15 protein-coding genes and 2 pseudogenes are annotated in these 21,664 nt (G+C 41.0%); 7 read left to right on the top strand and 10 right to left on the bottom strand.

Features of this window, described 5'->3' with window-relative positions; translation table 11 throughout:
- The first annotated feature begins 255 nt into the window (after positions 1–255).
- Positions 256–1,602, top strand: a complete 1,347-nt coding sequence (locus V7L29_RS08005) for a GTP-binding protein (protein WP_334735093.1) — start codon at positions 256–258, stop codon at positions 1,600–1,602.
- 245 nt (positions 1,603–1,847) lie between these two features.
- Here the strand turns inward: V7L29_RS08005 and V7L29_RS08000 are convergent, their stop codons facing one another.
- Positions 1,848–1,979 (bottom strand): hypothetical protein, encoded by a 132-nt coding sequence (locus V7L29_RS08000; RefSeq protein ID WP_334735092.1) that lies wholly within the window; start codon positions 1,977–1,979, stop codon positions 1,848–1,850.
- Between the two features lie 128 nt (positions 1,980–2,107).
- On the opposite strand from V7L29_RS08000, the gene V7L29_RS07995 reads away from it, so the two are divergent.
- Positions 2,108–2,368, top strand: coding sequence for a Calvin cycle protein CP12 (locus tag V7L29_RS07995; protein ID WP_334690582.1), 261 nt, complete (start codon positions 2,108–2,110; stop codon positions 2,366–2,368).
- On the opposite strand, the gene V7L29_RS07990 is transcribed toward V7L29_RS07995, so the two are convergent.
- The 3 genes from V7L29_RS07990 to apcB all read right to left on the bottom strand — a co-directional run bounded on the left by V7L29_RS07990 (position 2,365) and on the right by apcB (position 4,533).
- Positions 2,365–3,183, bottom strand: a complete 819-nt coding sequence (locus V7L29_RS07990) for a TlyA family RNA methyltransferase (RefSeq protein ID WP_334690581.1) — start codon at positions 3,181–3,183, stop codon at positions 2,365–2,367. The genes V7L29_RS07995 and V7L29_RS07990 overlap by 4 nt on opposite strands.
- On the bottom strand, positions 3,184–3,618 hold the full coding sequence (locus tag V7L29_RS07985) for a DUF29 family protein (protein WP_334735091.1): 435 nt from the start codon (positions 3,616–3,618) through the stop codon (positions 3,184–3,186).
- 405 nt (positions 3,619–4,023) lie between these two features.
- Positions 4,024–4,533, bottom strand: a complete 510-nt coding sequence (apcB, locus tag V7L29_RS07980) for an allophycocyanin subunit beta (RefSeq protein ID WP_334690230.1) — start codon at positions 4,531–4,533, stop codon at positions 4,024–4,026.
- A gap of 356 nt (positions 4,534–4,889) precedes the next feature.
- On the opposite strand from apcB, the gene glnA reads away from it, so the two are divergent.
- The gene (gene glnA, locus V7L29_RS07975) at positions 4,890–6,314 is read left to right on the top strand and encodes a type I glutamate--ammonia ligase (protein WP_334690229.1); all 1,425 of its coding nucleotides are present in this window, start codon (positions 4,890–4,892) and stop codon (positions 6,312–6,314) included.
- A 121-nt stretch (positions 6,315–6,435) separates the two neighbouring features.
- Here the strand turns inward: glnA and V7L29_RS07970 are convergent, their stop codons facing one another.
- Positions 6,436–6,636, bottom strand: a complete 201-nt coding sequence (locus V7L29_RS07970) for a hypothetical protein (RefSeq protein WP_334690228.1) — start codon at positions 6,634–6,636, stop codon at positions 6,436–6,438.
- 375 nt (positions 6,637–7,011) lie between these two features.
- Between V7L29_RS07970 and V7L29_RS07965 the strand changes: the two genes are divergently transcribed.
- Complete coding sequence (locus V7L29_RS07965) at positions 7,012–7,911, top strand: ferritin-like domain-containing protein (protein WP_334690227.1); 900 nt, start codon at positions 7,012–7,014, stop codon at positions 7,909–7,911.
- 805 nt (positions 7,912–8,716) lie between these two features.
- On the opposite strand, the gene V7L29_RS07960 is transcribed toward V7L29_RS07965, so the two are convergent.
- The 4 genes and pseudogenes from V7L29_RS07960 to V7L29_RS07945 form a co-directional block, all read right to left on the bottom strand.
- On the bottom strand, positions 8,717–8,866 hold the full coding sequence (locus V7L29_RS07960; protein WP_334690226.1) for a hypothetical protein: 150 nt from the start codon (positions 8,864–8,866) through the stop codon (positions 8,717–8,719).
- Entirely contained in the window at positions 8,853–9,080 is a 228-nt protein-coding gene (gene patX / locus V7L29_RS07955; protein ID WP_334690225.1) for a heterocyst-inhibiting protein PatX, read from the bottom strand. The genes V7L29_RS07960 and patX overlap by 14 nt, the downstream gene beginning before the upstream one ends.
- A gap of 113 nt (positions 9,081–9,193) precedes the next feature.
- Complete coding sequence (locus tag V7L29_RS07950) at positions 9,194–10,993, bottom strand: FAD-dependent oxidoreductase (RefSeq protein WP_334690224.1); 1,800 nt, start codon at positions 10,991–10,993, stop codon at positions 9,194–9,196.
- Between the two features lie 195 nt (positions 10,994–11,188).
- Positions 11,189–11,746 (bottom strand): annotated as a pseudogene (locus tag V7L29_RS07945) (hemerythrin HHE cation-binding protein); the annotation flags it as partial.
- 1,270 nt (positions 11,747–13,016) lie between these two features.
- Here V7L29_RS07945 and V7L29_RS07940 point away from each other — a divergent pair.
- Positions 13,017–13,955 carry a hypothetical protein gene (locus V7L29_RS07940; protein WP_334690222.1) on the top strand — a complete coding sequence of 313 codons (939 nt, stop codon included), beginning with the start codon at positions 13,017–13,019 and terminating at the stop codon, positions 13,953–13,955.
- Between the two features lie 292 nt (positions 13,956–14,247).
- Here V7L29_RS07940 and V7L29_RS07935 read toward each other — a convergent pair.
- Positions 14,248–14,640: pseudogene (locus V7L29_RS07935) on the bottom strand (transposase family protein); the annotation flags it as partial.
- Between the two features lie 271 nt (positions 14,641–14,911).
- On the opposite strand from V7L29_RS07935, the gene V7L29_RS07930 reads away from it, so the two are divergent.
- Together V7L29_RS07930 and V7L29_RS07925 are read left to right on the top strand one after the other, a co-directional pair.
- Positions 14,912–16,393 carry a hypothetical protein gene (locus tag V7L29_RS07930; RefSeq protein ID WP_334735090.1) on the top strand — a complete coding sequence of 494 codons (1,482 nt, stop codon included), beginning with the start codon at positions 14,912–14,914 and terminating at the stop codon, positions 16,391–16,393.
- 79 nt (positions 16,394–16,472) lie between these two features.
- Positions 16,473–21,218: a GAF domain-containing protein gene (locus V7L29_RS07925; protein ID WP_334735089.1), complete on the top strand. Its 4,746-nt coding sequence runs from the start codon at positions 16,473–16,475 to the stop codon at positions 21,216–21,218.
- The last annotated feature ends 446 nt before the right edge of the window (positions 21,219–21,664 follow it).

Genomic DNA, 21,664 nt, shown 5'->3' with positions numbered 1-21,664 from the left:
TGACCTCTCTCCAAACCTCTCTCCTAAGAGGAGAGAGGCTTTGAATCTTACTCCCCTTCCCTGCTAGGGAAGGGGTTGGGGGTTAGGTCTGTATTCGACTCAACTGCAAACCGCTATAAATAGATATTGCACAAAGAGGGTATGCAAACTCTTCTGACAATCGCCTAATTTGACAAAACAGGCTAACAGCCTTGGAATTAGATCAAAATGGATATGTAGCCTGTTGTTTGTCCAACTTTGAATCAACCTAACTTCGTGCGTAATCTGCAAGAAACTCACTTAAATCGTGCCCGTGCCAGTCTCAGACAAGCGCTGTCTTGGTATGGATATCTTCGTAAGTCAGGAAAGTTGTCATCTAACCCAGAATTAGTAGGTTTGGTGAAACCAGAATTGGAAACTTTGAATTCCACACTTAACAAGCTAGACTCTAATGTCATTAGAATTGCCGCCTTTGGTTTGGTGAGTCGGGGAAAGTCAGCAGTTTTAAATGCTTTGCTGGGAGACAAGATTCTGCAAACGGGGCCCCTGAACGGTGTCACTCAATGGCCCCGTTCCGTCCGTTGGCAGCCAGGGGATAAGGTATTAGTAGAGTTAATTGATACCCCCGGATTAGATGAAATTGAGGGTGAGTCCCGGGCGGACATGGCACGAGAAGTCGTGCATCAGGCAGATTTGATTTTGTTTGTCGTGTCTGGTGATATCACGCGCACTGAGTATCAGGCACTGCTGGAATTGCGTCAAGCGCAAAAACCCTTGATTTTGGTATTTAACAAAATAGACCTTTATCCAGATACAGATCAGGGAACGATTTACCAAAATTTGCAACAACTGGGTGCCGGACATACTCAAGCAAAGCCTCTACTACCTGATGAAATTGTGATGGTAGCGGCGGAACCAGCACCAATGGAAGTACGGGTTGAGTGGTCTGATGGACGTGTCAGTTATGAATGGGAGACACCACCACCGCAAGTAGACGAACTCAAACAGACAATTCTGAATATTCTCAATCGAGAAGGGCGATCGCTTCTTGCCTTAAATGCACTCATCCAAGCACGGAATGCAGAAGCCGCGATCGCTCAAAAAACCATTGACTTACGCGAACAAGAAGCCGAAGATATCATTTGGCAATTTACCAAATACAAAGCTTTGGCAGTAATGCTCAATCCCATCGCCTTCTTAGATATACTTGGCGGAACTTTTGCCGATTTGGCTTTAATTCGCGCTCTAGCTAGGTTGTATGGTTTGCCAATGACTAGCTATGAAGCCGGAAAAATTTTAAAAACGATTTTATTTAGTTCTGGTGGCTTACTGTTGGGAGAATTAGGTAGTAGTTTCCTTTTGGGTTTGGGCAAGAGTACTGCTGCAATAACCAGTGGTGACAATCCCAGCAATATTACTGCTTTTGCTGGCAGTGCGATCGCTCAAGCTGGTATCGCCGGTTATGGAGCATACTCCGTTGGCAAAGCTGCCCAAGTGTATCTCGAAAAAGGTTGCACCTGGGGACAGTTGGGCGCTAGCAGCGTCATTCAAGAAATTCTCTCTCAAGTTGACCAAAACACAATTCTGTATCGTCTGCGACAAGAATTAGGCATAAAGTATTGAGAATAAATAAAAATTGTTTCGCGTTTGTTGCTGTTTATAAGTGTTTATCAACTTCTATCAAGCTCTGATGACAATTAACTGACATTCCTAATTTTGGATGCAAGATTGAAAACATGACCATCTCTATTAATGACCACAACTAGTGGAATTTCCTTACCTTTTTGAATCAAAGATGACAATAGGGTAATTCCCACTCAATTTTGTGAAAAAGATGACGGTGTTTACTACCGCCTCTTGTAGTCAGTCTATCTAAACTGTAAATGTGAGCCAGCCCAGTCTTGTTGCTCCAACAAAGAGGAGCCAGCGCTGAAGACGGGTTTCCCGTCGCAGGCGACTGGCGTTGGACTGGCGTTAGCGCAGTGTAAAGCCTTCGGCATGGCTTCTCTACGAGACGCTACACGAACGCTTAGAGCGACGCAGGAGCGTCACCCGGAGGGTGAGCTTTGTGAAGTCATTGAAAGCTCACAGTTAATATCTATCTCTATAAACTAAAGGTGAAAGAATCATGACAACTAGCCTAAACTCATTTGAAACTGCTGGGAAGGCAAATATTGAAGAAGCGATTACTCAAGCCATTACTGAAGCCCGCACAACTTGTGAGCAAGATGGCAGTGATTCTGCTGGCTGTGCCGTAGCCTGGGACATTGTGGAAGAATTGCAAGCTGAGAAAGCTGATCAACATCAAGCAAAACAAAAGAAAACCTCTCTAGAAAATTATTGCGATACCCATCCGGATTCCGTAGAGTGTCTAATCTACGACGTTTAACTCTTCCGTAAATCAGTTGTTGCTGATTGCGTTATTTGCTTAATTGCCTCTAAATCAGGCGATGGTGTTTCACTTTCCATTTCCAACCACAAAAGATATTCAATATTCCCGGCAGGGCCAGTGATCGGCGACCAAGTTAAGCCTTTGTATTTCCATCCTAATTCGTGGGCTGCTTGCAACACCTGGAAAATGGCATCAGCTTGGTCGTTTGGATCACGCACAACGCCTTTTTTACCTACACGTGATCTGCCGACTTCAAACTGTGGCTTGACTAACAATACAGCTTCTCGGTTAGCTTGAGTTAGTTGCCACAAAGCAGGCAGAATCTTGGTTAAAGAAATAAACGAGATATCGACCACCGCTAAATCAGGAATCGGGTCATCCTCGCCATATAACTCATTTGGTCTTAGTTGTCGTAAATTAGTGCGTTCTCGCAAAATCACTCGCGAATCATTTCGCAATCGCCAGTCAACTTGTCCGTAACCAACATCAATTCCGTAAACTTGTTTTGCTCCAGCTTGTAAGAGACAATCAGTAAAACCACCAGTAGAAATCCCACCATCTAAACAAATGCGCTCTCCTACGGGAATGGCAAATACTGACAAAGCTTTGGAGAGTTTTTCACCGCCTCTAGAAACAAAAGGCGATCGCTCTTTAATATTTATTTGAGCTGCAATATCAACTTCTGTACCAGGCTTATCAATTAGCTGCTGATTAACAGTAACTTCCCCCGCCTGAATTAACCGCTGTGCTAAAGCGCGAGAAGAACATAAATTTAACTCTACTAATAGTGTGTCGAGTCGCTGTTTAGCCAATTAATTAGACTCTCCTGGTAAAATTAAAGCCAAAGCACAATTAATAATTTCTTCTTGATTAACAACTTTTTCTAATTCTTGGGCTTCATAACGACCTTCTTCTACTTGTAAGGAAGCCTCATCAATGGCATTTAAATAGGCTTCTGCTAAAATTTCTAACAATTCTTCTGGCGTGAGATAATAGCCCCCAGCTTTGCGCTGTTTATTTTCCCGCTGAATTTCCCGAACCGAATTCCGAATTGAGACTTCCCAAGAGCGAGTCGTGCGATTTTCAGCTTGTTGTCTAATCAGATGCAACAGCAAAATCACTGCATAGCTACGAATCGTCTTGATTATGTCATTCCGGCTCATCTCCGTTAATTCTTTAACTATAAACAATGCTCCTTGAACATCGCCTTTAATAAGCAAGTCTTTCAGAGTTAATAATTCTTCCATAATCAGCGCCTCAAAGATGGGCAACTTCTATTGTGGCTTATGGTGGTTCTATTTCAAATAAGATAAGCTAATGCATTCATCTATGGGCGATCGCTACTTAATGTATTATTCTTTGGAAATAAATAGATAGGTCGGCGTAAAATTTGTCGTTGGGATAAGGCAGAGGCAGGATAGAATGCAAAAAATTATTTATATCAATAATAAATATTATAAAAGTCAGTATAAAATTTTTCCAGTACTTTTTCTCGTTGTACTATTAATTAATTTGTCAGGCAACAAATAGTTTTTTGCATTAAAAAAAGTAAACGCACCTTGCCAATAAAACCAAAGTGCGATATAAGTTAAGTTCACTTATGCGAACTTTGTTTGTATAGTTCCGCGATTTCTAATCGCTAGGGTTAGATGCTAAATATCCTCTTCGCTCAACTCGCGTGTGATGTGATCAAACGGTTCATCTACAAAAGCAGTATTAACCACACCTGCGGCTGTCACCTGTTCTTTAATCAGATCCTTGAGAATTTGGATACCGCGAACCGTAGGTCCAATAGGCACTCCTAGAGAATTGTAAGTTTCCCGTAGCCCTTGTAGCACTCGTTCATCCAACACATTCGTATTTCCAGCAACCAGCGCATAGGTGGCATAGCGCAGATAGTAGTCCATATCCCGCAGACAAGCTGCATAACGACGAGTTGTATAAGCATTTCCACCGGGGCGAATCAATTCTGGCAGTTCTTCAAATAACCTTAAACCAGCTTGCTTAACAAGTGCAGCCGCATTAGAGTTTATCGCCGCCGCAGCTTGTACTCTTGCTGTACCACTGTCAAAGTAAGACTTCAGGCTATCGATCGCATTCCGGTCAAAATACCGACCAGCTAAGTCATAATTCTTAATTAAACTTGTTACCGCATCGCGCATTCCTTCTTCTCCCAATCATTACTATTTATGGTTTGATATTTATTTGGCTGCACTTACGCACCAATAAATTTTTGTGCTATTAAAAATAGATTCGGCACAAAAACAATTTATCCACTATCTATGGATTCTATGCCAAAGTTGACCCCTATGTAAGCAACTTTCCAGTTTTGTACAGATGATCACTGAAAGGTTAATATAACCTGTAATCCAGATATCTGTAACATAAACTACAAAATCCGCTAATGTCTAGTATTTAAGATATTTCAGGTGTGTCACGGCTTGATTGAGATCAGCAGGGTTAGGATGCTTTGGAAGATTCTGGTTTACTTTAGGAAATTGGTACAGAAGGAGTAACAATGACAACACCACAAGAAGTCTTGGAATTGATCCGAGACCAACAAATTCAACTGATTGATCTCAAATTCATCGATACAGTAGGGACTTGGCAGCACCTCACAGTGTACCAAAACCAAATCGATGAGACTGCATTCACTGATGGCGTACCTTTTGACGGTTCCAGCATTCGGGGTTGGAAAGCGATCAACGAATCGGACATGACGATGGTACTCGACCCCAACACTGCTTGGATCGACCCATTTATGGAAGTGCCAACGCTAAGTATAATTTGTAGTATTAAAGAACCCCGCACGGGTGAATGGTACAACCGTTGCCCACGCGTTATTGCCCAAAAAGCAATAGATTACCTGGTTTCCACTGGCATTGGTGATACAGCCTTCTTTGGCCCTGAAGCTGAGTTCTTCATCTTTGACACTGCGCGCTTTGCCCAAACCGCCAACGAAGGCTACTACTTCATAGACTCTCAAGAAGGTACTTGGAATTCCGGTAAAGCTGGTACAGATGAAAAACCCAACTTGGCTTACAAACCACGTTTCAAAGAAGGTTACTTCCCAGTTTCACCAACGGATTCTTTACAAGATATCCGCACAGAAATGCTGTTGACGATGGCACAATTAGGTGTACCTATTGAAAAGCATCACCACGAAGTTGCCACTGGTGGTCAGTGCGAACTGGGTTTCCGCTTTGGTAAGTTGATCGAAGCAGCTGACTGGTTGATGATTTACAAATATGTCATCAAGAACGTTGCCAAGAAATACGGCAAAACCGTCACCTTTATGCCCAAGCCGCTGTTTGGCGATAACGGTTCCGGGATGCATACTCACCAATCTATTTGGAAGGATGGCAAACCTCTGTTTGCTGGTGATAAGTATGCTGGCTTGAGCGATATGGGTTTGTACTACATTGGCGGTCTTCTTAAACACGCACCAGCGCTGTTGGCAATCACCAACCCTAGCACCAACTCATACAAGCGCCTAGTACCTGGTTATGAAGCTCCTGTTAACTTGGCTTACTCCCAAGGGAACCGTTCTGCTTCTATCCGTATTCCTTTATCTGGCACTAACCCTAAAGCCAAACGTTTGGAATTCCGTTGTCCAGATGCTACATCTAATCCCTATTTGGCATTTGCTGCAATGCTTTGTGCTGGTATCGATGGCATCAAAAACCAAATCCATCCTGGTGAACCCTTAGATAAGAATATCTATGAACTCTCTCCAGAAGAACTGGCAAAGGTTCCTTCAACTCCAGGTTCTTTAGAATTGGCGTTGCAAGCACTGGAAAAAGATCACGCCTTCTTGACAGAATCAGGCGTCTTCACGGAAGACTTTATCGGAAATTGGATTGATTACAAACTAAGTAACGAAGTCAAGCAGTTGCAGCTGCGTCCTCATCCCTACGAGTTTTACCTCTATTACGATGCTTAATTAACAGTCCTATCTAACTAAAAGTAATAAGTTTTGCCACCCTAGAGTAAAGGGTGGCTTTTTTTCCAGAGTTGTCAGTTGAGATATTTACTCAAAAAATCGACCTTAAAACTTTTCAAACTTAACTCATGGAAGCATGACTGGGCCCATAAATCATCCGAGTGTGAGCATCTACCTTGCCTTGAATCGGGTTCCAGTAGTGGGATGCTTCTTCAGGTAGACCAAGTTCTTGTGCTGCCCGCATCAGCATTGATTGTTGGCGATTCTTGACTTGTTGATGTTCACGCACCATTAACGCACGAGATTTATCTGCGATAGACATAACCATAGTCCTCTCTATTTCATGAATATATAATTTTCTTTTCCTTACAATACTAATATAACAAAAATTCTGTAACATAAGCTACTTTTTACAAATATTAATATTTTATTTGCCTACAATTTTCCGGCTTTGGGAGAAAATCTCTCCAATTCACTTTTCATAACTAAAATCATCTAGCTTCAGATTGGTCTGAGCTTAAAAACACACTTTACCTAAGACTGAACATTTATTTGTTACTTTTATTTACACTTAAAGTTCAACTCAAATAATTAATTTTTGTGACTTTTACTCATTTTTCAGTGAAGCGGCACAAATGCAGCACTCGCAAAAATTAAGTTATTATTAAATAAAGATTTACAAAAATTTACATAATCTATGACAGTTACCTACCCACGTAAATTTCAGAATGTTTTGAGTGCGAGAAATATATTAAAACGGATGGTATGTGATCGCGAAATCCATCTCATTACCCTCAATAACTACCGTTACAATGAACAACGTAGTTGTAAAGACCTAACTGAGGTAATTGAACAACTCAATGGACAGCCACGGGAACTGGTACGAGATTTGTCTCATCACATCTCAGATGAAGCTCGTCATGCCATGTGGCTAACTGACTTGTTGATTGACTTGGGAAGCGATATAGGAACTCCTCCTGGAACTTCCTATATTGATGAATTTGATCGGCTGCTCGACGAAGACACCTATGACCCAAAACACAACTTAGAGGACTTTATAATTGCTGCCTTAGCAGCAATTAACATTACTGAAAAACGGGGCTGTGAGTATTTCTCTGCCCACATTTATGCACTCAAGCAAGCGGCGCAAACGCCAGAAAACATCAAAATCCGGGAAACGATTGAAAAAATTCTCCCAGAGGAAGCAGGACATGTCCGTTGGGGTAACCGTTGGCTGGCACAAATAGCAGATAAAAGTCCAGAACATCGGCAAAAGGTAGAGCAAGCTAAACTTAAATATGCTGCAATTGAACAGGCAGCGTTTGAATCTGGAATGGATATCACCTTGGGTGCAGAACTGCGACGAGTTGCCAACTTGGTGGAAGTGGCAAATACCATGCCGCTTTGGCAACGTCCCCAGTACTTGATGGAACGCTTACCTCAGACTTTGCTAGCGCCTGAGTTGCAATTTACTAGGATTCAGGCTGCACAAAAAGCTTGGCAGCGCGATCCACAGATGTTTATCGAGAAGTTTGTGCCAATGTTCCTCAATGGCATCCAGGGAACAGAAAATAACAGTAAGAAAACAACAGTGTAAAAGTGATTGGGCATTGGGCACTTGTACTGAGCGAACGCGAGTGCGTCTCTAAGAGTTGCCATAAAGCCTGCGGCATAGCTACGCTTAGGGCGCAGCCTCTCGTAGAGAAGTATTGGGCATTAAAATAATTAATAGTTTTCTTTCCCTGCTTCCCCATTCCCCATTCCCTATTCCCCACTCCTTTTCTTTAAGTAAAATTCATCTAAAAAGACCAGATGCAAAATTTTGCATCTGGCCTTGAGTGTAGAATAATTAAAATGACTAAGATGATCTAGCAGATCTTTGTTAATGTTTATTTCGTCGGTAGCTATCTGCTAGGAGAACGAACCAGGGTGCAAGAGTCGGTCACGAATAGTAAGGTTTGTTGCCAAGTACAAAAGACCTATACTACTTGTGCGAATCCATGCCCTAGATAAGGTGAGATGAAACGAAAGAAATTTTATGCTTCGGTAAAGGACGTTACTAAACAGGCGTCGGAGCGAAGATCAATTAGTTGCTGATGTAGAAACCAACTACTCAATGTATGAGAAAACCTATTTGGGAATAAAGTGAAGTTGCTTTAAGGCTGTTTCCTCAACGGGCAAAATGTTTGAATTAGATGTGCTTTAGATTAACTGATAGCCTAAGTAACATCTATTTATAAAGCAGTTGAGGATTGAGACGCAGAGCTTACTACCGAATATGAGCAACAGTTGTGTAGCTTTTGAGGAGTTGGTAATGCTGTTAATCAAGGCACTTAATTTGATTTGCGTTTTGATCGTCAGGATTGACGCCAACTATATATACAAAGCTTGCAGTTGAAATACTAAGCGATCGCTGAAGATTTTTGTGGGTCAACTGTATATATTTCTGCCAGAAAAGCTGTATAAAAGATGTTAGCACAACAGCCAATTTTCTGGTATTTTGGTTTTTTTGGAAAAAGAGGCATTAGCCAACGATAGTTAAACCACAACATAAATATTTCCGAATTTTTGTGTCAGTTCTCTGCGCCCACTACCGCGATGACGTGGCAGCTCATCTGAATTTTGTTCAGATGCCGCCGAGAGCCACTCTTCCAAAGCAGGCGTGGAAGGCAGCCCAAAGGATAAGTGATTGACCATTGCTTGGCAGTTAAAAGCTAAGGGGCCGAACACCAGACTCGATATTAAAAGTGAAATGGCAGCACGCATAGCAGATGTCTATTTTGGAACTCTCCACTTCACTGATACTTAGCTTTTTAAGGAATATCCGGACAATTCATCAAAAAGTATTCTGTTTTACTGAAAATAAACTCTTCTTATCCTCAGTTTAAATGTTCGACTAATAACCAATTACCAGAGTGATTTTGACGACCCCACAATGTAACTAATTGTTCGTGGGGATAAACGCGTAATTGCTCGTCGATATGCGATCGCAAAGTCACAAGTTGCCAAGTTTGCCCTTGATATGCGGCTGGTGCTGTGACAGTGAATCTGTATTCCTGCTGATCCAAGCGGTAGAAAATGCCTTTGAAACAGTTACTTTCCCGAATTAATGCCTTGTCAAAAGCAGAGTCAGGGTACTCATTCCCCGATAGGGAAGGGCAATCACCACTAGCTGGATAGGCTTGTAGGTTATTTAAGTAATACAGTTGCCAGTGCAGCCAATCCGAATGATTGGGTGGAAGATTAAATAAAGGAATAATTAGCGCTTTTGAGCGATTATCTTCTAATAAAGCCGTTTGCAGCGCCCTAATAGGTAAATCCCTCGGCTGGCATTTTAACTCAACACACATCGCCGCTGCCATCCCAGCTGCTTGACCAATACCCATAACTACAGGTTGTAATCTGGTGGCCCCATTGGCAATGTGGGAGACAGAAATATTTTTTTCACAAACCAAGAAACCATCTGTTGTGGCTGGAATTAGGGAACTGTAGGGAATTGTAAAGGGAGTCCCAGTCCAACGTCCCCCCCAGCGGATAGATTTAGGTTGCAGTGGGAATTGAACACCAGGATAATGATGGTCATTGGCGTAGTTACCAACAGCGATTGCTTCTCTACGAGAAACTCCGCCAACGCAAAAACTCGCATCATTAAATATAGATGCAACTCTACCTCCAGCAGTTGGCAGAATATCCTGTTCTCGGACAGTAGTTAACCCCACTAAGCGGCGGCTTTCCCGGTAATAGGGATGCAGTGCAAAAGCTGTCGGAGTGTGAGGAAATAGTTTTTTTGCTAAACCATAGCGACGACCAAGCTGATTTTGGATAAAATGAGCAAAATTTTGGCTGTGCCAGCGAGATTCTTGGATGAATTCATCTCTGGATACATCTGACTCTATCAACCGCCCTACTCCTTCGCCGTAGTCATTGCCACAAATTGGCCAATTAATCATAAACAGACCCCCAGGCAAGCGTCCGTAATTCAAAAATGTCTCTGCTCCATAGCCATCCCAAGCACCTTTAAACTGGGATGGATTATTGTTAGGGGCAGCCGGAATTTCTGGGGCGACGGCTTCACCAAAGTCTTGCATAATCACGACCCAAGTGGGCGCTTGCACTGGATATCTCTTGGTTAAAGAGTTAAAAATCACTGGGGCGCTGGGTTCTCCCCACTCAGATTGCAATTCCCAGCCCCAGCGGTAAGGTATCTCAGCTAAAGCCAATAAATCTCCTAATTCTGTAGCGTCGAGAATAATTTTGGCTGTGACAGTAAAATCAGCAAAGCGGACACCAGTAATAGAATCATTCTGGCGAAATACTTCTAAAGGCACTTGTCTAGAAATCCAGTGCAAATTTGGCAATTCCTGCACCCAATCTGCAAAAATCTCTGCCCCAATTCGAGGATCGTAACTAAAAAAGCTTACCCAGCTATTATCTAATCCACCTGGCTGTCGTTGTCGCAATTCCTGCAAAAACGCACCCCATAACCCCGTTTGAAAAACTTCTAATTCGTTGCCATCGGGTGCAGATACTCCAGCCGAAGTCAGCATCCCCCCCAACCAAGGAAATTCACTCACCAAAATCGTTTTGGCTCCCCGTCGCGCCGCTTGGATTGCAGCCGCAGTGCCTCCGGTTCCTCCACCGACAACTAGGACATCAGCTGTGTATATCTGATGAACCATCTCCTAACCTCTCTGAGTTTCCGACATATTCTCCTAAAAAAAAGCGATCACATTTCAGTTTTTATCTCAAACTGAGTGCGATCGCAATCGGATTCCTTAAATCAAAAGAGATTATTAGGATTTTTATCAATTAGTACTTACCTAACTAGAAGTAGAGGCGGTCTTCAGTTGTATTTATTTTGTTAAACCCTCGAATACACCTCTCAAAGCTGCAACAGCATCTTGAGTCCGCGCCCAAACACCTTGATCTGGGTCTTGACCTGTAAGTTCTCTTGTACCCAACACTTCTAACACACCTTTCAATTGTTCTTGATGGGCACGATTTTCAAAGTTCACTTGATTGAGTGGCCCAATAGCTTCTTTGACATCATCACCAACCACCTGAGAAGCTTTATGGATAATTAAACCAGTCATTACGGCTTGGTGCTTAATCCTTTCGTGAATAGAAACCTTTTGGTACAATGTCAACTCATTTCCATCTATTATACGGTTTACTTGCTCGATGTACTGCCCTATAGTGTCTCTAGGCTGGGCTGCTCCACCACCAAATTTAGAGATGACTTGCTCGATCACTGTGAGATTTTCTTGGTCATCTTTGAGAAAGTCGTTTATGCGCTTGCTAATTTCTTGATCGTTGCTGACAGCAGGTATTACTTTTTGTTCATTAGCAATTAACAACTCTTGTATAGCTTTCAAATCTGCTAGCTCTGTAGCGATCGCGCTCCGCTTGGTATCATCTAAAGCTACAACCATTTCTAGACTTTCCTGAAATAATTTAGGACACAATTAACCTCTCACAATTGTTTGACTCGCCGCATCATTCTTGAGATATATTATCATCTACTCCTTGAAGTTGCAAATAAGCATATAGCGAATCTAACACATATATAAACTTCCAGAAGTCGAGTAGCTATTCTCCTACAAGCTGATACTGGAAAAAATGAAAAAATGCCCTTATTCTAAAAAATACTAGAGGCGATTGCCCTCCTTGCAGTGCCTCTGGTTCCACAACAATGTCGTTTAAGCCACCACAAGCCATTAACAGAAAACTCAATAAAATTGCAGAAACCTGCTTGATTGGAAAGTTACCTAAAACTAATAAGCCTAGGATAGGAATAAAACGCTAGCAGTAGCCTTGTGAAAAAAGCTTTATTACTCTAGGGCATCAAACTATGGAAATGTTTGCTAAAAAAGATAGCAATAAATCAATATTAAGAATGTGAAGTTCTTGTACTGCATATACTCGCTATAGGAAAAAAAACTTAAAATTGTTTCCTAATTAAGACTCTGACTTTTCACTTTTATCTGGTCTGGTGTCCAGGGGCTATAATTCAAGTTTTTACATATTTTCCCTAGATAGCTTGGCATCAGACAAGATAATTTATTTTATTTTTCGGATACTGAGCATTAAAGGTTGTCAGACGAAGCTGGTAGAAGCTAACGGAGAACAAATTCTCATTCCTGATTCGATTTATCAACTTTTTGTCCTACATTCGCAGTTCTGAGATTTAATAGGACTTTGTCTTGTTGACGAGTTATAAATACTTTTATACGAGTGTCCATATCTCAGTTATCTCAGTAGATATTATAATTTATTTATTTATATTTACATAGTTTGATTTTCTCACATCGCCCTAATTATATAATTTTTTCATTTTAGGAAAAATCTTTTTTATCTAAATCTCTATATACCGCTTTTATCAAATTCAGATAAATTAATTTTTTAAAGTTAGTTATCATAAATATCTTAACATTTTTTTATTTTTGCATCAAAAAATACAATTTTGAAGTTTTTAATAGCAAAACTTACAATGAATTTTATCTTGGCTAGATATGCATAGTATTTAGGATGATATGTCCTAATAACTTGTATTTTTTAGCCCAACTCATGAGAACTTATTTTAGGTCAATATGAAGAAATAAAATTTATATATACAACTAAAGATAGAGGTTATAACTATATATTTTGGTTTAGACTTAATATAAGTGTCAACTTTATAAATGATTAAACAAAATCAAAAATATGTCTATTAATTGTTTTAAAAACAATAAATTAAGTGTAAATCAAGGTAGCTATATCTCAAATGTTGAAATAGCACTTTTTCTAGATAAAATCAAAAGTAATATTTGGTTATTTGGTATTCCATCTTGGCTTTTTGGAATAACCGATAGAAGCATAGCTGTATTTGCTGATGGTTATCTATCTCCTATAAAAATATTTCAGCTATTTACAACCTTTTGCTTTTTTGTGAGTTGGTTATATCTCAAGCCTGAGGAAAGCTTCAATAGCAATGATTTAGGTTCTAGCCAATATCAAGAATATCTTGAGCGTACTCAAGCTAACAAGCTTCAATTAAAAAAGCTACACATGATTAGCCAAGAGTATATTTTACCGTTCCCTTATATTTGCCAAATCTATCATCTATTGAACTTAAAACATTTAGAAACAGTTCATAAGTTTAGCCTTAATAATCTTAAAATTATTAATATTAGCCAGTTCCAGACCACGAACAGCGGCGGTATAATCAAATTTAAAACAATATTAGATTCGCCAGTTAATCCTTTGAGGATGTGGCGACAACCGACTGTGGAGGTGGATTTAATATTACATACTCCCTACACTATTGAATTGAGTATTCCAGTCTACAATAACAAAAGAATAATTGTTATATTTTATGCTTTCCCCTTAAATGACTCAGAACATCAGCTATTTATAGATATTTATAGTGACCTAGAGTGGCCCAAGCCATTATTACAAATAATATTACATTTTGCTTCTTGTTTGACGCTTTTTGAAGATTTGCCGTATCTAAGAGTTTTAGCTGAGAAAAATATAGAGCGTTTATTCAACTTAAATAGGACTTCAAATCACGAGACTGCCTTGCTGTTTAAAAGATTCGTTGAGCTATATGGTTTGAATGGAGAAGTAACTAAATTACTTGAGGGAAGGAAAGAGAGTTAGGAATTTTAAATTCATAATATAGAACTCTTACATAAATATTTTGTGCTATAATTTTGGATGATTTTAATTTCAGTTTTGACAATTAAAAGGGGAATAATTTATCAATTTTTTCGATTAAGTATTATCGAGCGATAAGCCTACAGCATGGCTTCTCTACGAGAGGCTGCGCCCTAAGCGTAGCTATACCGCAGGCTTTATGCTTACCGCTAATTAAAATTTTTGACAGCAAACATCATTTCAGTTATCAGTTAATAACTAAAGTTATTTGATTAATTTTATTTTTTTATCTGATTTATAGCGCTAATTCGTGATTATAAATTCCGGCAATTAAATTCGACCTTAAGCCAAAACGTTGGTGACGATTTTGATATCTGCTAGACAAAATTTTAAATAATTTTATCTGACGATTAATGTGTTCGACAACAATTCTTAATCGATTCAGGTGTCAATTACATTTCTTCTGCTCTTTCGTCAAATTTTTACCTTTTGGCTTTTTAATTGGTGTTTCACTTAATTGATGAATTTTAAAAATTCCTTGATAGTCTTTATCGGCTATGACTTTAAGTAATTCTCCAAATCTTACCCCACTAGTTTTAAATAGTCTAAAATCATAAGTTCTCCCCTTGCCATCCCCTAAACAGATGATTTGACTATTTTTTTGGTGAATGACTATCTGTGTTTTTATTACTTAATAATCTTTATTAATTAAATGGGGAGGTGGAGCGATGCTCCACCTCCCCATTTCCCGAAATTGATTATCATTCTTATTCTGCTTCATATATTAAGCGATCGCTGACTTAGCAACTACTTTTGACCACACCCCTTGTAAAACAAAAGAATTTTTAGTCGTTTTCCTTTGCCATGTCTTAATAAGCATCTATTGTGGGCATCATAATCCCAAGCCGAATACATCAGCTAGCAGCCAGAAAACTCTTTTACAACTATAGTATCGACCAATGACAGATAGTTTTAGACGTTATCTCTTTGTTTCTCGATATAGTTTGTACACTCAGTTTATTTTGGGATGCCTACAGATTCAATTGGGAGTAATTTGTAACGTAGGTATTTGGACATTATTAGAAGCTAAGTTACAAGCTACCCAAGCAGACCAGACCTGGAAATCATTTTCAGAATTGACCGAGCGAGTCACCAAAGTAAATCCTGAGTCAGTAGAGCAATACTCAAAATTTAGAACTCACAGAGATGTCAGAGTAGGGGCTTGGACCGATAGCGTAGCCTCTTCTCTACCTTGGGCTGCGCCAACGAGTTTGCGTACTCCTACTCTTAAGCAAGCTAGCAAGAGCGATCGCACCAGAGCGTCTAGCTTGTCTGCGACACGCTACGCGAATGCCAAGCAAGAGGGCGAACTAAATTTCGGTCATTTAGAACTTTCGATGCCGCTTCCCTATCGATTAGAGCCAATACCTATTTTGATGGCGGCACCCGAAAACTTCAATCCTGATCTGCGATTACCGCCAGTGTTACCCAAACCACTGCAAAATTCAAGTCCACCAACAACTTCCACCAAACCAGGAACGCTGGATGCAGTTTTGGAAGGTATTTATACGGACTATCACTATGACACAGATAACTTTGGCCAAACCAATTTTTTCCTCCAACCAACAGTTCAGTTTCGATTGAGTAATGGCAATAAAATATTTTTCAAGACAGGTTTTAACTTCTTTGAGCAACGCGGTGTTAAATCAGTTACGAATTTTCCCTTGCAAGTTGGATGGCAGGGAAAAATTGGGCAAGTGACTCTGCAAACAGCAGGTGGAGTCGATGTGTTCAATCGTTTACCCACAGCTATCAATCTCAATGCTAAGGTGGAGTCTGCCATTTCACTGCCGCAAGTTTCGCCATCAGGTCAATTGCTATCAGCAGTAGTACTATCAGCTAATTTAGAACAAGGGCCTTATAAATCCAATGCCCGAACTTTAGACAATCAAATTACTGCTTGGCGATTTGGGCCTGATTTATACTGGCAGATTGAGCGTAACACCAGCTTGTTTTCGTCATTGCGTTTGGGGAGTTACAACGATGGTAATTCCGACGTGCAGTCTTTTAGTAGATTAGAGCGTAAGTTTGGACAATTTTCTTTGGCAGCTAACTTATTTACTTGGAGTTACGATCGCGATTTAGAACGCACGAGCGGTTATTTTTCTCCACCAGATTTTCTGGTTTACAACGGTGAGGTAGCTTGGGAAGGAGATATTGCTAAATTCTTACGCTGTCGCCTTGCTGCCAACTTAGGACGGCAGCGACTTAAAGGAGAATTTGACAACGCCAATACCTATCAAACGCGCTGTACGGTAAAACTGTCGCCCAGTATAGAAGCAGACTTGGGCTATAGCTTTAGTAATGTCCGCAATCAAGAAACCGGCACAAGCGCCTACAGTGGTAATTCCTTCACAGGACAATTGCGGATCAGATTTTAGCAGGCAGGAGGCAGAAGGTAAACCCGATAAATAATCTCAAATCCAAAATCTCAAATCCAAAATGGTATAAGTCTGAAGAATGAAAGCACCATTACCTGATAACGAAATACAGCGAATCAAATCTCTTTTGGAGTATAAGATTCTCGATACTCCTTCGGAAGCTGCCTTTGATGACCTTACCCGTTTAGCCTCATATATTTGTGGAACTCCCATTAGCTTAATCAGTCTAATTGATACCAATCGCCAGTGGTTCAAGTCAAGAGTTGGTTTGGATGCCCTAGAGACACCCCGAGATGTAGCATTCTGCGCCCATGCTATTATGCAACCTGAGGTTTTTGTTGTGCCTGATGCCACAGAAGACGAAAGGTTTGCTACAAACCCGCTAGTCACCTCTGACGCGAATGTTCGGTTTTATGCTGGTGTACCGCTAATTAACGCTGAAGGATATGCACTAGGAACACTTTGTGTAGTTGACCATGTACCAAGAGACCTCTCTCCAGAACAAATTGAAGCATTGCGAATTCTAGGTCGCCAGGTAATCAAGCAACTAGAAATGCGGCGCAACTTAGCAAGTTTGGTATTGGCGAGTGATACACGCAAACAGGCACAGAAAGGACGCAAACAATTTTTTAAAAGAGTAGCCGGAGGCTTTGGGTTAGCATCGGCAATTTTAGTTTTGATTGGCGTGATTTCTTATCAAAACACACGTATATTGATTGATACTAATTATCAGGTACAAAAAACCCAAGAGAAAATCAATAAACTCGAAGAATTATTGTCCGAGATGAAGGATGCTGAGACTGGACAACGCGGTTACATCCTCACTGGACAAGAAAGTTATCTGGAACCTTATCAAGCAGTAGTTGGAAACATCGATCAAAAAATTGTCGAGTTGAAGGATTTAATAACAAATCAACCTAGCGAACAACAGCAGTTTGCAACCCTTGAATCTTTGATAGCTGCAAAACTTGCCATACTCAAGCAGACTATATACCTGCGTCAAAATCAGGGATTCGAGGCGGCGTTGCACTTAATCCAGACAAATCAGGGAAAAAATCTCATGGATGATATCCGCAAAGTCATCTATGAGATAGAAAATAAGGATAAAGGATTGCTTCAAAAGCAGGCACAAGCTGCAAAAGCCAGTGCTAATAACACGGTTTTGACACTTGCTATCGCTATTTTTCTAAGTTTTCTGATTCTGGCTATAGTCTACTATTTAATTTCTCGTGAGGTAAAAGAGCGTAAATTAACAGAGGAAACACTGAACCAAGAACGCAACTTTATCTCAGCAGTTCTTGATACAGCCAGCGCTTTGGTAATAGTTATTGACACACAAGGACAAATTGTTCGCTTCAATCAAGCTTGTGAACAAATAACTGGTTACTCATTTGATGAGGTGAGAGGAAAGCATTTCTGGAACCTGTTTTTAGTTCCTGAACAGGTAGAGCAAGTTAAAGCAGTTTTTGAGCAGTTGCGAATTGGTGAAGGGCCCAATGAGTATGAAAACCATTGGGTAGCTAAGGATGGCAGTCGGCGGCTGATTGCCTGGACTAACACTACCTTGCAAGACTATAAGGGCTACGTTGAATACATTGTCGCCACAGGTATCGACATCACCGATGTCTTTGAGGAGCTGCGTTTACGCAAACTAGCTGAACAGCATCTCAAAGCAGAGTATGCTACAACCCGCGTCTTGGCAGAGTCAACCACAATCAATGAAGCCATGCCCCAAATCCTGCAAGGAATCTGTGAAAGTTTGGGATGGGATTTAAGTGAATTTTGGATGCTAGATCCGCGATCAAATCTACTGTCTTTGCTAAATTCATGGTATAAAATATCCTTCGAGATGCAAGAATTTGACATCCTCAGTCGGCAGACCACATTTGCACCAGGAATTGGGCTGCCTGGTCGTGTCTGGACTAGTCTTGAACCTGTTTGGATTGCTGATGTCGCTAAAGATCCGAGTTTCATCCGCTCTCAAATGGCTGCTGAAGCAGGACTGCACGGAGCTTTCGGTTTTCCGATCCGTAGTGGTAAAAAAATCATCGGTGTTATTACCTGCTTTAGCCATCAGATCCAGCAAGCTGACCCAAATTTGGCAAAAGTCATGAATTCGATTGGCGAACAAGTAGGGCAGTTTATTGAGCGCAAGCAGGCAGAAGAACAACTCCAACGCCAAAACTTGCGATCGCAACTATTTACTGAAATCACCCTCAAGATTCGTCAGTCTTTGCAAATCAAAGAAATTCTCCAAATCACTGTTACAGAGGTACAAAAAATTCTTCACAGCGACCGAGTTTTGATTTATCAACCTTTGGCAGATGGATCTGGAACCACCGTGGTTGAGGCAGTAGTTTCTGGGTGGCTGGCAATTAAAGAGAAAAAACTCACCGATGCTTACTTTCAAGCAGAATACATACAGCAGTACTATCTACAGCAGTACCGTCAAAGACGAAATTTAGAGCTTGCTGAATTGGATATAGTCGAAGTTCAAAAAAGCCATATAGAATTACTCCAACAATTTGGTGTCAAGTCCAATTTAGTCGTACCCATTCTTGTCAAAGAAGAACTCTGTGGTTTGCTGATTGTCCATCAGTGCGGCAGTTGCCGCCAATGGTCTAGCTTTGAAACTCATCTTTTACGGCAAATAGCTGACCAAGTAGGTATTGCCTTAGCCCAAGCCCAAATGTTAAACGCAGAAACTCAACAACGACGAGAACTTGAAATTGCCCGTCACCAAGCTGAATTAGCTTCTCAAACCAAAAGTGCCTTTTTGGCTAACATGAGCCATGAAATCCGGACTCCGATGAATGCTGTGTTGGGCATGACAGGCTTAATGTTAGAAACTCCCCTAAATTCGGAGCAACGGGATTTTATTGAGACAATTCGCATTAGTGGAGACGCTCTGTTAAGCCTGATCAACGAAATTTTGGATCTGTCCAAACTTGAGGCTGGGGAAATGGCACTAGAAACTCTAGATTTTAACTTATCTACCTCTGTGGAAGAGGTGTTAGAATTATTGGCTCCCACAGCCCATCATAAGGGATTAGAAATTGCAGCGTTAATCTATCCCAACGTCCCCACCCACCTCCAAGGTGATGCTGGCCGCCTGCGGCAAATTCTTATGAACTTGATCAGCAATGCGATCAAGTTCACCAGCAATGGAGAGGTAGTGCTACGAGCAGAATTGCGATCGCAAACCTCTACTACAGCCACCATCTATTTTGCCGTCACAGATACCGGTCTTGGCATTACCTCTGAAGACCAATGCAAACTCTTTAGGCCATTTACTCAAGTAGATGCTTCCACCACCCGTAAATATGGCGGCACAGGTTTGGGATTAGCCATCTGCAAGCAATTAGTAAGCTTGATGGCAGGAGAAATTGGCGTAGAAAGTCGGTTGGGGAAAGGATCTAAGTTTTGGTTTGAAGTAACTCTCGCCAAGCAACTTTACCCTATTTCCTCAGAAGACGAACGCGAACTTTTACTCAATCGGCGCTTGTTAGTGGTGGATGATAATGCTACTAATCGCAAAATCATCCACCATCAAGCTACCCGTTGGGGGATGCTGGTGGATCAGGCTGTTTCAGCTACTACTGCCCTCAAAGCTATTCAGGAGGCTGCCAAGCAAAAAAATCTTTATGACATAGCTGTGGTTGATATGCAGATGCCAGAAATAGATGGGATGACCTTAGGAGAGCAAATTAAGGCAAATCCAGTGATCGCTGGGCTACCTTTGATTATGCTTACCTCTACAAATCAACGGGATGAAATCCAACGAGCGCTAAAAATAGGATTTGCGGCTTATTTGGTCAAACCTGTTAAGCCGTCCCGACTCCTCGATACCATCATGACTATCTTAGGAACGCAGTTGGAACAAGAAGAAACAGAAGTCAAAAGTCAGGATTCAGAAGCCAGAATTCACAGAGAAGTTCGAGCGTCGGCTGACGGCGCTCGAAACTTCAAAGAGTCAGAAGTCACAAGTCAGCAGTTAAAACTAAAAAATTACGAAAACAACAGCAACTATCATTCTCCCGGCTCCCCCAAACTTAGAATTCTCTTAGCTGAAGATAATCTGGTGAATCAGAAAGTTGCCTTGAAGCAACTCCAAAGTCTGGGCTACAGTGCTGATGTCGCTGGTAATGGGAAAGAAGTTTTGCAGTTCTTGAAAACAATTCCTTATGATTTAATTCTAATGGATTGCCAAATGCCAGTTCTCGACGGTTTTGAAACCACAAAAGAAATTCATTGTTGGCAAGAAAGCAGCTTTGCCAGCAGTCGTCGTCCTGTAGTAATTGCGATGACAGCTAATGCGATGAAAGAAGACCAACAAATGTGTCTAGATGCCGGAATGGACGACTATCTGAGCAAACCAGTAATCAAAGAAAAATTGGCGGCGACGCTAGAGCGTTGGGGAAGTGTGATATTCAGGGCAAAAGAAATAGCTGCCGCAGAGCAGACAGTTTCTACAACAGATGTAAGTTCAGTGAACCTCCCAATTGATTGGGAACGTTTGCATCAACTCTCGGAAAACAACCCAGAATTTGAATTGGAACTACTGCAAATATTTGTTGAAGATATTCAACCTCGTCTAGAGGTAATGAAAATAGCGATCGCATCTCATGATTTTGAGCAACTAGCGCGAGAAGCCCATCAAATTAAAGGTGCTAGTGCCAATGTTGGAGCTACAATCATGCATCTGGCAGCAGAAAAACTAGAACAACTAGCTCAAAACCAAGAGCGTCGAGGTACTACTAACCTTATCTTAGAGTTAGAAGAGTTTGTTAAACGCATCCAAGAATTTTTAATTAAGAGTCAGTAGCATCAGTGAGAGGTTAAGACAATCTTACTTTTGTAAATTAGAAATTATGCTGAAAATTTTAAAAAATGGAGGTATTAACTTAACTTTTGTACTGAACTGATGGGTCAAGAATGAATCATGCCTATCAAGATGACGCGTAGGCGTAGCCCGCCTTCGGCATCGCCGGCTCAAAAATTCTGTTTTTAATCCCGATTTCAGCAATATTTTAAGTACTATTGCTTATTGACAAATGGTATCCGACCTTAGCCTCTCACGAATGAGTCAGTAGTCAATAGTCAATGTTATTTCTCCCCTACCTCCCTTGTCTCTTTATCTTTCCACGCCCTACTCCCCATTCCCTTCTTTACAGTACAGGACTTACGCAAAAATAACGTAATTTCGTCATTACGAGCGATAGAGAAGTAATCCGCCCTGACGCTCTTATTGCTTCCCTACACTCCGTTTCG

The organism is Nostoc sp. (assembly GCF_036916575.1).
Classification (GTDB): Bacteria; Cyanobacteriota; Cyanobacteriia; order Cyanobacteriales; family Nostocaceae; genus Nostoc.
The sequence above is the reverse complement of the archived record's forward strand: the minus strand, read 5'-3'. Positions and strand labels throughout refer to the sequence as shown.

Coding starts and splice junctions, on each gene's coding strand:
- V7L29_RS07950 (WP_334690224.1), bottom strand. CDS start 10,993: ATGGTTCATCAGATATACACAGCTGATGTCCTAGTTGTCGGTGGAGGA.
- V7L29_RS07995 (WP_334690582.1), top strand. CDS start 2,108: ATGACAACTAGCCTAAACTCATTTGAAACTGCTGGGAAGGCAAATATT.
- V7L29_RS08000 (WP_334735092.1), bottom strand. CDS start 1,979: ATGCCGAAGGCTTTACACTGCGCTAACGCCAGTCCAACGCCAGTCGCC.
- V7L29_RS07965 (WP_334690227.1), top strand. CDS start 7,012: ATGACAGTTACCTACCCACGTAAATTTCAGAATGTTTTGAGTGCGAGA.
- V7L29_RS07960 (WP_334690226.1), bottom strand. CDS start 8,866: ATGTTGTGGTTTAACTATCGTTGGCTAATGCCTCTTTTTCCAAAAAAA.
- patX (WP_334690225.1), bottom strand. CDS start 9,080: ATGCGTGCTGCCATTTCACTTTTAATATCGAGTCTGGTGTTCGGCCCC.
- glnA (WP_334690229.1), top strand. CDS start 4,890: ATGACAACACCACAAGAAGTCTTGGAATTGATCCGAGACCAACAAATT.
- V7L29_RS07970 (WP_334690228.1), bottom strand. CDS start 6,636: ATGTCTATCGCAGATAAATCTCGTGCGTTAATGGTGCGTGAACATCAA.
- apcB (WP_334690230.1), bottom strand. CDS start 4,533: ATGCGCGATGCGGTAACAAGTTTAATTAAGAATTATGACTTAGCTGGT.
- V7L29_RS07925 (WP_334735089.1), top strand. CDS start 16,473: ATGAAAGCACCATTACCTGATAACGAAATACAGCGAATCAAATCTCTT.
- V7L29_RS07930 (WP_334735090.1), top strand. CDS start 14,912: ATGACAGATAGTTTTAGACGTTATCTCTTTGTTTCTCGATATAGTTTG.
- V7L29_RS07985 (WP_334735091.1), bottom strand. CDS start 3,618: ATGGAAGAATTATTAACTCTGAAAGACTTGCTTATTAAAGGCGATGTT.
- V7L29_RS07940 (WP_334690222.1), top strand. CDS start 13,017: ATGTCTATTAATTGTTTTAAAAACAATAAATTAAGTGTAAATCAAGGT.